Below are 10,996 nucleotides of genomic sequence, written 5' to 3' on the forward strand. Positions count from 1 at the left end.
GACTAATTAATCATGAAAATTCAATGAATACTAGAAATCATAGTTCCGATTAATTAATCATCGAAATCAAATAAATCACGCAAATTATAGTTCTGAATTTAGCCAATATTTATAAGCTGCATAAGCTAATGTGACTACTCCAGTAATAATAGCAGATTCATCAACTTCAAATTGAGGATGATGCAAGGGATGGTTAATTATTCTCTCTTCATAGCCTACACCTAAACGAAACATTGAACCAGGGGCGTGTTCTAAATAAACAGAAAAATCTTCTGCACCTAAAGATGGTTCTGGTAAAATTCGTACACAATTATTAGTCCAAGCTTCTTCCGCTGATGATTGTAATAATTGTGTTAGGGCGTTATCATTTTGGACACTGGGTACACCTCGATGATAGTTAACTTGATATTTTGCATTGTAAGAATTACAAACATTAGCAACTATATTTTCAATCCACTGTGGTAGTTTGTCGCGGGTTTCTGGGTGAAGCGATCGCACTGTTCCCAATAATTGTACTTTATCAGCAATTACATTTGGCGCTCTTCCCCCATTAATTTGCCCAATACTCAACACTACGGGACGCAAAGGATTTTGAGTACGGCTAATAGCTTGTTGTAATGATGTAATCACTTGCGCTGCAATCCAGATTGCATCTATGGCTTCATGGGGACGCGCACCATGTCCAGATTCACCAATAATAATAATTTCTAAATTGTCTGCTGCGGCTGTTAATGCACCGTAGCGAATACCCACTGAACCCGCAGGAATGGAAGGAAAAACGTGCAACCCTAAAATAGCCGCGACATTATTCATTACTCCATCTTTTACCATCCAATTTGCACCCTGGGCAATTTCCTCAGCGGGTTGAAATAAAAACCGCACCTTTCCACCCAATTCTGGGGCAATTTGGGAAAGTACCATCGCTGTCCCCAAACCTACCGTAGTATGAATATCATGTCCACAAGCGTGCATGACTCCTTCAATCCGAGAGGCATATTCTAAGCTTGTGCGTTCTTGAATGGGTAAAGCATCCATATCAGTGCGAATTGCTAAGATTCTATCGCTAGATTGAGTTCCTTGTAATTCACCAATGACACCTGTTTTACCTATACCTTCTTCTACGTGCAAGCCATTAGCAGATAACACACCTGCAACAAAGGCAGCAGTTTGATATTCTTCGCCACTAAGTTCTGGATGCGCGTGAATATGGCGACGGATTTCAACTAAGCGGGATGATATGTTTGTTGTTAAGTCTTTGATTCGGTTTAGCATAGGAATAATTTTAATTCATAGCTTTAGCTGCTACCAGCATTCTGACTAATTTTATCGGCTTACCTGCTAATTTTTCAGCATCAAAGAACACACCCAAATTACCCCTCTTTAAGATCAAACTCTTGACATTAACACTAGATTGTACTATACATCCTAACTCTTGCAAACACATTGTGGGCATTAGCTGCGATCGCTCCTTCCCCAATATACAACAATGGGCGGCAACTTTCTCTAATTAATCGAATTGCCGCATTAACTTGAGGAGGATTTCCATTTAATACATGACTCTTTATGAATATATTTTCATTATATTATATTAACCATTACCATAATTTACTAATTTGAACTAAATTTAGATAGTTTATGAATAATATCTTGCGAATAGGCACTTTGCTAAGAGATCGTTATCAAATTACCGAACTTTCCTCTAATCACACAGGTTTTGGTATTACCTATAAAGTCAAAGATTCTCATCACCCAAATCAACCAATTCCAACACCTCCCCTACCTCCAGCACCTCAAATTCCCTGGAAATTAATTCTTGGCACAATTTCAGGAATCATCATCCTTATCGGTGTAGTTATGGCTGTCATGTCCATATTACCCAAATCTAATGATCAACTAATAACAGATGGTAAAGCCAAATCAGGACAATTAACATCATCAGATCAAAAAGAGTTATCCAGTGATAAAAATTATGATGTTTATACCTTTAAAAGTGATAAAAAACAAGATTTAACAGTACAAATAATTAGCAATGATTTTCAGCCGCAACTTACCATGATGAAACCAGATAATAAATACTTTAATCCTGTATCTAATGTAGGAACGAAGAGGTTGTTTTCTCCTGTGAAACAGACAGTAATGGAGAATCTGTTACTAAGGTTAAATACCAAGACAAAACACGAGATTTAATAGAGTGGAAACGCACGAATTTTGTAAAAGCAGGTTTTCCACCTCAACGAAGATGTGAAGAAGTCACACCAAAATTACAAACTGCTTATGATAATGGAACTTTGAAAGATTTAACTTGGGGTTATTCTGAAGCTGAAAATGACCCTCGCAAAAGATTTAAATCTTTATGTACGACAACTGGAAAAGATTGTCATACTTTGATTTTAACATTATTAGATTCAGATGATGCTGATGTGGAATTAAAATCTTTTACTGCGGTGTTAAATGGTGATGCTTTCCAAGCATATAGAAATTCTTCTTGTGCGGTAAAAAATGGTAGTAATTTAACTTGTACTGTTGATATTTTCAAGGTGTTTAAAGCCAGGGAATAAATTCCCTGTCTGAAAGCTAAAGTCGGTTGAAACCGACTGAATGGAAGAATTTTTTAGTCCGTTTTAACGGACTTCCGCTATTAGACGGGGAATTTATTCCGCGACGGGTTATGAAACAAACCGAAAATTAACCAATAATAAAATTATCAAATACCAGGAGCATCATCTATGAAATTACACAAATTATCCCATTTATTATTATTCTTTATCCTCCTATTTCCCGCTTCTCCCATTATTATTACTGGTTGTAGTTCTTCCCTATTTGCACGCAAACCAGGGATATTATCAGAATCAGAATTAAAGAATGTCTTAAAAGAAATTACTGTAAAAGTCCTAGTTGATGATAAAGAAGCAGCTTCAGGAACTATTATCAAAAAACAAAACGGTTTTTATACTGTTCTCACTAATGCTCATGTGATAGAAAATGCTAAATCTGTGAAAGTTGTCACTCCAGATAATCAAGTTTATCCCGTTGAATTTTCTAAGGTAGATAGACAAGATAATAAAAAAGATGATTTATATGATTTAGCTAAGTTGACTTTTAGCAGTGAAACCGCCTATTTATTAAAAGGTATTATTTTTCAGGAATTAAAACAAGATGAAAATGCTGTAGCAGCATTTAATCAAGCCATTTTAGAAGCAGAAAATGATAAAAAAAAGATTTCTTGATCTATGAAGTTAGAGGAGAACTATTTAGTAAATTGAAAAGAAATCAAGAGGCGATCGCTGATTATACTCAAGCTATCACCATTAATCCTCAATTTGCCCTAGCCTACAACAACCGGGGAGTTGTTAAATCTGAATTAGGAGATAAAGCAGGTGCGATCGCTGATTTTACCCAAGCTATCACAATTAATCCCCAATATGCCGATGCCTACAACAACCGGGGAAATGCTAAATCTGATTTAGGAGATAAAGCTGGTGCGATCGCTGATTTTACCCAAGCTATCACAATTAATCCCCAATATGCCGATGCCTACAACAACCGGGGAGTTGTTAAATCTGAATTAGGAGATAAAGCAGGTGCGATCGCTGATTTTACTCAAGCTATCACAATTAATCCTCACAATGTCGAATCTTACGTTTGGCGAGGGGTGATGTACTTAGTAATAGGTAATAAACAACAAGCAATTAAAGATTTAGAAACTGCAAAACAACTATTTCAACAACAAGGGAATACCCAAGGCTATCAAAAAATACAAAAATTATTGAATGAAGAATTATTGCATAAATTATAGCTACCATTATCTTTATTTTTCCTTCTATTCTCTACCCATACATTAACCAACCCTAATCAAAAATAACCAAACTAACACCACAACCACTAGCTGCTTCCGCTAACCAAGAATCAAGATTTGCTAATGGTAAATTTAACCGCAAAGCTAACTCTAAATAAGCAGCATCATCAGCAGCTAAACCTTCCCGTCTTGCTAGTTTAAAAGTTGCATCTAAAGCATTTTCATCTGTAGGGGTTTAGCAATGCTAAAACCTTATTTTTATGTTACAATAGAGTACAACAAAAAAGTCCTTTATCAGTTTATTCAAAAATATGAAAGGATATATCCAAAATCAAACAATTATTCTCCAAGACAGTTTACCCGATACCTTACAAAATGGTGATGAAGTGGAAATTGTCATCATTCCCATCAAAAAACGTAAGTATCATTTTCCTACTTTTAAACTGGATGTCAAAGAAGAATATTTAGACAGAGAAAAGATTTATGAACAAAACACGAATTAATCGGCAAGATGATTTATTATCAGAGTATAATTTTGATTATAGTAAAGCTCGTTCTAATCGTTTTGCTACTACTTCAGAAAATAAAATTACTGTAATTCTTGATCCTGATGTCGCTAAAGTTTTTCAAACATCAGAAGCAGTGAATCGTGCTTTACGTTGTTTATTGTCTGCTATCCCTGAAAAATAAAGCCATTACATTATTGCATATCATTGATATTCTGTAAGGGTTTAGCATTGCTAAACCCCTACCTTATTATCTCATGTTTATTCATTAACCTGTTCTTTAAGAACCTGAATTAAATCATTAGATAACCATAAACCAGCTTTTTTTAAAGCTTGAATTGGTTCGTCAATAGAATTTATTAACCCCTGTTTCTTCGCTAAAACCAATATTCCCAAAGTTCCCATAAATGGAATATTTAAACTTTTCGCTACTTTTCTAGCAGCAGCATCATCAATAACTGCGCGATAACCACTATTTTCTAAAGCAAATGTCAAAACTTCAGATTCTCCCAAATCTATACCGCAAGGTACAATTAAAGCAGAAATTTCCGAAATAGTAACTGGTTTTGCCCAATTAGCATTAGGTAATTCTTGAGATGCTATATCTATTTTACCAGCTTTGACAATTTCACCCGATACACCAATAGGAACAATAATTTCTGTAAATAACTGTGGTATTAAATAGGTAAGCTGGCTTTTAAATAGCACAATTAACGGTGATGTATTAATAACTATTTTATTCATTTCTATTCATCTAGAGATGCAATTTCCTCAGCTAATTCGTCAGCAGTATATTGAAATGGAGAAACCTTATAACGAATGAGAACATCCATAAATTCAATTCTATTTAAACCTGCTATTTCTGCCGCTTTACCTTGAGATATTTCTCCCAATTCATACCATTTCACGGCAGCAGCTATTTTCATTTCGATAGCTAATTCATCCGGTTTTTTCCCCAAGCTAGAAAAAACACTTTCTGGTAATTCTATAGATATAGTTGTCATTTTTAGATACCTATGGTTAATTTATTATAGCTGTTTTTTGTCAAAATCAGGATGTCCAGGATTAAAGGATGAACAGGATGAAAACAGGGATTTTATCACCAATTACCAGCCTCAACTAGATAATTAGCAACTTAATTAATATGGCTTCAAATCATAAATTACCATTTTGTATAAGGGTAAAGCATAATGCTAAACCCCTATAAAATCTAACTACAACTTTGTCCCACACTCAGAACAGAAATTATGATTAGCTTGGTTTTGAGTCCCACAATTGCTGCAAGAAATTGATTCAACTGCATCTTTTCGTGATGGTTTTTGCAAACCAACCATTTGCGAGTTATTCTTACCAGGGGCTACCATAGGATAACAATTTTCATCTCTGGTAACGTGGACATTGACAATCACGGGTCCATTGTGTGCCAGCATTTCGGCAATTTTATCTGCCAACTCTTCCCGCTTAGTAATTACCATCCCCTTGATGCCATAAGCCTGTGCTAAAAGCTCAATATCAGGCATTCCGACTTCCATGTTAGAAGATGAATAACGCTGTCCATAAAAGGCTTCTTGCCACTGACGCACCATTCCCTGCCAACCGTTATTTAAGATTAAAGTCTTGACATTAATCCCATATTGTGCTAGTGTTCCCAGTTCCTGCAAACACATTTGAAAACTGGCATCACCGCTAATACAGACTACCTCTTCGTCCGGGAATGCTACCTTCACACCCATAGCCGCAGGGACACCAAAACCCATTGTTCCTAAACCAGCACTAGAAATCCAGCGTCTTGGTCCATTTTTGAGAAATTGAGCCGCCCACATTTGGTGTTGACCGACATCTGTGGTGTAAAATGCCTGGGGTGCTTGAGTGCCAACTTCGACAATTACCTCTTGGGGAGAAATGCTGTCAGCGTGATGGGGGACAATTAAAGGATAATCTTGTTTCCAACTGTTAATTAAGTTTAACCATTCTTGATTTTGGTTAGGCGTAGCTTTAGTATTTGCGTCTTGACATCGGCGTAATAAGTCTTTTAAGACGGTTTTAACATCACCAACAATGGGAACTTCGGGAACGCGGTTTTTACCGACTTCTGCGGGGTCAATATCAATGTGAATGACTTTAGCTAAAGAGGCAAATTCATCTAATTTACCTGTGACGCGGTCATCAAATCTTGCACCGACGCAAATTAATAAATCGCAATCTGTAACAGCAAAGTTGGCGTAAGCTGTACCGTGCATTCCCAACATTCCCAAGGACAGGGGATGATGTTCGTCAAATGCACCGATACCCATTAAGGTGGTAGTGACGGGGAGATTAAATAATTCTGCCAGTTGTTTGATTTCTTCATGGGCATTAGCAGCGATCGCTCCTCCCCCAACATACAACAATGGACGACGACTTTCGCTAATTAATTGAATAGCTGCATTAATTTGGCGAGGATTTCCCTTCACCGTGGGACGATAACCCGGTAACTTAATAGAACCCGGTGCTACAGGCACATAATCAAACTCTTCTAAAGCCACATCCTTGGGAACATCAATTAAAACAGGACCCGGTCTACCAGTGCTGGCAATGTGAAAGGCTTCAGCGACAATCCGCGCCATGTCTTTGGCATCACGGACTACATAGGAATGCTTAACAATGGGTAAAGTAATCCCGTAAATATCTGTTTCTTGGAAGGCATCTGTACCAATTGCAGCGCGGGGTACTTGTCCCGTCACCACAATCATGGGAATAGAATCCATGTAGGCTGTAGCAATCCCTGTAACTAAATTGGTTGCCCCAGGACCGGAAGTACCAAAGCATACTCCCACCTTACCAGTAGCACGGGCGTAACCGTCGGCGGCGTGGGAAGCACCTTGTTCATGTCTAACTAAGATATGCTTGACCGTACCCCCAGCTTCTATTTTATAGAGGTCATCATAAATCGGTAGAATCGCGCCACCGGGATAACCAAAAATATGCTCAACACCATGACGGATGAGACTATCTATCAACGCGAAACCGCCAGATGCCCGTTTTGGTGAGGGAATTGACGAATTAGATACAGGAGACTGCTGATTATTTTCAGATTTTGGGAGACTGATTTGAGAAGACGAAACCACAGTTAACCTCAAAGTATAGCTAAAATTAACGCTTAGATTCTGTATTTAAAACTTCATTTTAATGTAAAAATTTTCACAATTGCAGAGAAAGCCGTATTTATTAGCGTTAAGAACAGGACTATAATTGTACGATTTCTAGATCACATCTTGCAATACCCGCCGAGTATTTTGCCATGTCCAAATACCAATAGCCCCGATAACTATACTTATTCCGAATAACACCGCCGACAATCCAAAGGCATTGACTAGCTTTGTCGTAATTAATAGAGGTGCTGTCAGAGCGATATTAATGGCATGATTTTGAAAGCCAAAGACTTTACCGTGCATTTCTGATGGTGCTTGTTGTTGAATTAAAGTTTGCATTGGCACGTTGACAAAAGCTGCACCCACACCCAAGAAAATACAAAGTCCTAATGCTAAGGGTTGGTTATCAATAAAAATGAATAACCCCAAGGAAAAGGCCATGATTAAAAATCCGATTAAAGGCAAAGGTTTATTGTATAGTCTATGTCCAAAATTGCCCAGAATAGCCGCACCTATTACCATACCTACCCCCGCCGCAGCGACGAAAGAACTAAATTCTTCTGGAGCTAAATGTAACCTTGCTGCCATACCAATGGCTAATTCTATCAGGGCGGCAAATACGCAGTATAATGTGACAATTTGCAGCATAGCATTCCACACCAGCCGATTTTGTTTGAGATAGCGCAGTCCTAGCACAAATTCCGCCCAGGGATTAATTGCGGGTACGGTTTTGTCAATGTGTCTATGTTCTCGAAACTGAATTGGCATCATAATCACGGCAGAAATTAGGTACAAGCAGCCGACAACCAATTCTTTGCCAAAACCTTTATTAAAGTTTTCAAACCAGTTTAACATCGGAGTAGCCACTGCATTACCAATAATTAATGCTGCCATCATGGTGCTACTAAATAGGGCATTAGCAGCCATTAAACCTTCCTTTCTCACCAACAAGGGAATTGACGCTTGTTCCGCTGGGGCAAAAAACTGGGTAACGGTGGAGATACCAAAGGTGAAGAATAAAAGTATCCCAAATTGTCGTGGCAGGAAGGGAATTAACACCATGAATATTCCCCGCACCACATCTGAACCTACCATAATCAGTTTTTTTGGTACACGGTCAACGATAACACCACCAGCAGAGCCAAACAATATTGCTGGTACGGTAAATGCCATGTATAAATAGAAGCGTGCATCACCGTTTATCTCATTACTGGGTAGGTAGAGTTTGAGTAAGGCAATCATTAACACAAAGAATACCTTATCAGCTAATTGGGAAATCAGTTGACCAATCCATAGGAGCATAAAACCCCGGTTTTTAAGCAGTCCGGTAAAACCGTTATTAATAGCAGTAGGTTCAGGAGGAAGCATTAGATAGTTGGGAATGGGGAATAAATAATCACTATTTCTTGTTATAACGTTCTAATAGGAAATTGAGAAATTCGGATGCACTGAGGTATTGTTTAGGTGGAGAGAAGCCAACGGAGGGATTTGTCCACTGTCCTTGGACAGATTGAGGTGACTGCCACATTGATAAATGGTCAACTGCTGGCTCGGCGTAAAAGTTGTTTTCTCCCATACCGAGGTAAGCTGAAGTCCAATGGGTGTAATGATCATGACTTAAACGATGGATGGGGAAATTGCCCCCTAGAGGGACTCCCCAACCATCAATAGCAATGAAGGCTTGAACATGACCTCCCCAAAGTTGCCATGCTGTGGCTGCACCTATACCGCCAATGACACCAGCACTAAAGCATAAGAATATAACAGGGGATTTTAGCTTATTATTGAGGCGATCGCTAGGCGCTCCCAAGCGATCGCACAAAAAATGTAAAATATGAAATGTTGATAAAGTTAAATAACCTTGTCCTGGATAAACCAGTATATCTATGGATTTTTCACCAGCTTGATTTAAGCACCCTTGGATAAAGCTTTTAGTTAATTCTGGTGCATGGATTCCCGGACAAATAATAATGGGCATTTAGTTTTTACTTTGGTATTTGTGACAGTTTTAAAATGAAAATTAAACGCAGATGCACGCGGATAAACGCGGATAAATAAAGATGATAATTATTCGGTTTAGCTTTACGGATCATTGGTATTATTCGTAAATAATTAGTTTATAACAATTGGCAAGTTTTTCTTAATTATGCTAACTCACAATTTATTAAATCTTCCTCTCATGGGTTGCGGAACTTGGGCTTGGGGAAATCAACTGCTCTGGGGATACGATGAAAGTATGGATAACCAGTTGCAAGAGGTTTTTAATCTCTGTGTCAGCAATGGGATTACATTATTTGATACGGGTGATTCCTACGGTACAGGTAAATTAAAGGGACGGAGTGAGTTACTTTTAGGGAAATTTGCCCAAGCATATCAGGGAATAAATCAAGAGAATATTTGCATTGCGACTAAGTTAGCCGCATACCCTTGGAGATGGACTAGAAATTCAATTATATCAGCTTGTCATGCCTCGGCAAAAAGATTAGGACGAAATGTTGATTTGGTGCAAATGCACTGGTCTACAGCTAATTATGCTCCTTGGCAAGAGGTGGGTTTATTAGATGGTTTGGGTGATTTGTATGAACAGGGTTTGGTAAAGGGCGTGGGTTTATCTAATTATGGAACTAAAAGACTTTTATGGGTGCATAAAAGATTTCAGGAAAGAGGTATACCGATTAAAACTTTACAGGTACAATATTCACTTTTATCTACTTATCCGGTAACGGAATTAGGTTTAAAGGATGTTTGTGATAATTTGGGAATTAAATTAATTGCTTATAGTCCTTTAGGGTTGGGTTTATTAACCGGGAAGTTTTCGGAAAATGGCAGTTTTCCCCAAGGTATTCGCGGATTTTTATGTAAGCAGTTGTTACCAGGAATGAAGCCGCTTTTAGGCTGTTTGCAGGAAATAGCAAATACCAGAAATAAAACTATGTCTCAAGTTGCTATTAATTGGTGTATTAGTAAAGGCACAATTCCCATTCCTGGAGCTAAAAGTCTGGAACAAGCAAAGGAGAATATTGGGGCTTTAGGTTGGTTTTTAAGTGATGGTGAGGTGATAGAGTTGGATAATGCTGCTGATAGGGTGGAGAAGAAAATGGTGCAGAATATTTTTCAGACAAGATGAAATTTCTTATAAATTGTGCAACACATAATATATATATGTTACACAATAATATAAAAACAGTATAGGACTCACGCATCAGTCACAGAATAACGAACCACAGAGGCACAGAGGTCACAGAGAAATGCGAGTTTGAGAGGTATTTCGCGTAAGTCATAATTCATTTCAATCTATTTGGGTATCCAAATAAGTTTTCCTTTCTGACCAGGATAAGCAGATCCTTCTTTCATGCGCCACTCGAAATATACTTCAACTGGTATGTTCAGGTTTTGCTTCATATTCACTCAACAGTCGCTCAATGACAGTAAGAGGGGTGTCTTCAAAGGGAATAGCTATAGCTTGGAGTCTTTGGTAGATAAGATCAGGTATTCTAATGACTGGCATCATATTTATGATATCTAATTTTCCTATATATTTGTAACATACATATATAGAAATG

Annotated in this window: 13 protein-coding genes and 2 pseudogenes; 7 read left to right on the forward strand and 8 right to left on the reverse strand. The window is 37.9% G+C overall.

Annotated elements, in window-relative coordinates:
* Nucleotides 1-84 precede the first annotated feature (84 nt).
* Both IQ228_RS12230 and IQ228_RS12235 read right to left on the reverse strand, forming a co-directional pair.
* Nucleotides 85-1,272, reverse strand: a complete 1,188-nt coding sequence (locus tag IQ228_RS12230; protein ID WP_027401997.1) for a M20 family metallopeptidase — start codon at nucleotides 1,270-1,272, stop codon at nucleotides 85-87.
* Between the two features lie 10 nt (nucleotides 1,273-1,282).
* The gene (locus tag IQ228_RS12235; RefSeq protein WP_193962970.1) at nucleotides 1,283-1,444 is read right to left on the reverse strand and encodes a hypothetical protein; all 162 of its coding nucleotides are present in this window, start codon (nucleotides 1,442-1,444) and stop codon (nucleotides 1,283-1,285) included.
* 191 nt (nucleotides 1,445-1,635) lie between these two features.
* Here IQ228_RS12235 and IQ228_RS12240 point away from each other — a divergent pair, with 191 nt between their 5' ends.
* The 6 genes and pseudogenes from IQ228_RS12240 to IQ228_RS12265 all read left to right on the forward strand — a co-directional run bounded on the left by IQ228_RS12240 (nucleotide 1,636) and on the right by IQ228_RS12265 (nucleotide 4,486).
* Nucleotides 1,636-2,187 carry a hypothetical protein gene (locus IQ228_RS12240; protein WP_027401996.1) on the forward strand — a complete coding sequence of 184 codons (552 nt, stop codon included), beginning with the start codon at nucleotides 1,636-1,638 and terminating at the stop codon, nucleotides 2,185-2,187.
* Nucleotides 2,175-2,558, forward strand: a pseudogene (locus IQ228_RS12245) (COP23 domain-containing protein); the annotation flags it as partial. The gene IQ228_RS12240 and the pseudogene IQ228_RS12245, both read left to right, overlap by 13 nt.
* Nucleotides 2,559-2,726: 168 nt before the next feature.
* Nucleotides 2,727-3,227: a trypsin-like peptidase domain-containing protein gene (locus IQ228_RS12250; protein ID WP_228043845.1), complete on the forward strand. Its 501-nt coding sequence runs from the start codon at nucleotides 2,727-2,729 to the stop codon at nucleotides 3,225-3,227.
* Between the two features lie 32 nt (nucleotides 3,228-3,259).
* A complete protein-coding gene (locus IQ228_RS12255; protein ID WP_255549971.1) occupies nucleotides 3,260-3,796 on the forward strand; it encodes a tetratricopeptide repeat protein in 537 nt (178 codons plus the stop codon).
* Between the two features lie 311 nt (nucleotides 3,797-4,107).
* Complete coding sequence (locus IQ228_RS12260; RefSeq protein WP_027401992.1) at nucleotides 4,108-4,299, forward strand: hypothetical protein; 192 nt, start codon at nucleotides 4,108-4,110, stop codon at nucleotides 4,297-4,299.
* Nucleotides 4,280-4,486, forward strand: a complete 207-nt coding sequence (locus tag IQ228_RS12265) for a hypothetical protein (protein WP_027401991.1) — start codon at nucleotides 4,280-4,282, stop codon at nucleotides 4,484-4,486. Before IQ228_RS12260 ends, IQ228_RS12265 begins: the two co-directional genes overlap by 20 nt.
* Nucleotides 4,487-4,563: 77 nt before the next feature.
* Here IQ228_RS12265 and IQ228_RS12270 read toward each other — a convergent pair whose 3' ends face one another.
* From IQ228_RS12270 to IQ228_RS12290, 5 genes are all read right to left on the reverse strand, one after another.
* Complete coding sequence (locus IQ228_RS12270; RefSeq protein ID WP_035081613.1) at nucleotides 4,564-5,046, reverse strand: DUF3368 domain-containing protein; 483 nt, start codon at nucleotides 5,044-5,046, stop codon at nucleotides 4,564-4,566.
* A 2-nt stretch (nucleotides 5,047-5,048) separates the two neighbouring features.
* A complete protein-coding gene (locus IQ228_RS12275) occupies nucleotides 5,049-5,306 on the reverse strand; it encodes a UPF0175 family protein (protein WP_027401989.1) in 258 nt (85 codons plus the stop codon).
* Nucleotides 5,307-5,516: 210 nt separating this feature from the next.
* Nucleotides 5,517-7,409 (reverse strand): biosynthetic-type acetolactate synthase large subunit, encoded by a 1,893-nt coding sequence (ilvB, locus tag IQ228_RS12280; protein ID WP_193962967.1) that lies wholly within the window; start codon nucleotides 7,407-7,409, stop codon nucleotides 5,517-5,519.
* 135 nt (nucleotides 7,410-7,544) lie between these two features.
* The gene (locus IQ228_RS12285) at nucleotides 7,545-8,801 is read right to left on the reverse strand and encodes an MFS transporter (protein ID WP_027401987.1); all 1,257 of its coding nucleotides are present in this window, start codon (nucleotides 8,799-8,801) and stop codon (nucleotides 7,545-7,547) included.
* 31 nt (nucleotides 8,802-8,832) lie between these two features.
* Nucleotides 8,833-9,411 carry a hypothetical protein gene (locus IQ228_RS12290; RefSeq protein WP_193962968.1) on the reverse strand — a complete coding sequence of 193 codons (579 nt, stop codon included), beginning with the start codon at nucleotides 9,409-9,411 and terminating at the stop codon, nucleotides 8,833-8,835.
* A gap of 168 nt (nucleotides 9,412-9,579) precedes the next feature.
* Between IQ228_RS12290 and IQ228_RS12295 the strand changes: the two genes are divergently transcribed.
* A complete protein-coding gene (locus IQ228_RS12295) occupies nucleotides 9,580-10,560 on the forward strand; it encodes an aldo/keto reductase (protein ID WP_027401985.1) in 981 nt (326 codons plus the stop codon).
* 246 nt (nucleotides 10,561-10,806) lie between these two features.
* Here IQ228_RS12295 and IQ228_RS12300 read toward each other — a convergent pair.
* Nucleotides 10,807-10,996 (reverse strand): annotated as a pseudogene (locus IQ228_RS12300) (hypothetical protein); the annotation flags it as partial.

Origin of the sequence: Dolichospermum sp. LEGE 00246, from assembly GCF_015207865.1 — a bacterium.
GTDB classification, from domain to species: Bacteria; Cyanobacteriota; Cyanobacteriia; order Cyanobacteriales; family Nostocaceae; genus Dolichospermum; species Dolichospermum heterosporum.

Coding starts and splice junctions, on each gene's coding strand:
- IQ228_RS12275 (WP_027401989.1), bottom strand. CDS start 5,306: ATGACAACTATATCTATAGAATTACCAGAAAGTGTTTTTTCTAGCTTG.
- IQ228_RS12295 (WP_027401985.1), top strand. CDS start 9,580: ATGCTAACTCACAATTTATTAAATCTTCCTCTCATGGGTTGCGGAACT.
- IQ228_RS12285 (WP_027401987.1), bottom strand. CDS start 8,801: ATGCTTCCTCCTGAACCTACTGCTATTAATAACGGTTTTACCGGACTG.
- IQ228_RS12235 (WP_193962970.1), bottom strand. CDS start 1,444: ATGTGTTTGCAAGAGTTAGGATGTATAGTACAATCTAGTGTTAATGTC.
- IQ228_RS12240 (WP_027401996.1), top strand. CDS start 1,636: ATGAATAATATCTTGCGAATAGGCACTTTGCTAAGAGATCGTTATCAA.
- IQ228_RS12290 (WP_193962968.1), bottom strand. CDS start 9,411: ATGCCCATTATTATTTGTCCGGGAATCCATGCACCAGAATTAACTAAA.
- IQ228_RS12230 (WP_027401997.1), bottom strand. CDS start 1,272: ATGCTAAACCGAATCAAAGACTTAACAACAAACATATCATCCCGCTTA.
- IQ228_RS12270 (WP_035081613.1), bottom strand. CDS start 5,046: ATGAATAAAATAGTTATTAATACATCACCGTTAATTGTGCTATTTAAA.
- IQ228_RS12265 (WP_027401991.1), top strand. CDS start 4,280: ATGAACAAAACACGAATTAATCGGCAAGATGATTTATTATCAGAGTAT.
- IQ228_RS12260 (WP_027401992.1), top strand. CDS start 4,108: ATGAAAGGATATATCCAAAATCAAACAATTATTCTCCAAGACAGTTTA.
- IQ228_RS12250 (WP_228043845.1), top strand. CDS start 2,727: ATGAAATTACACAAATTATCCCATTTATTATTATTCTTTATCCTCCTA.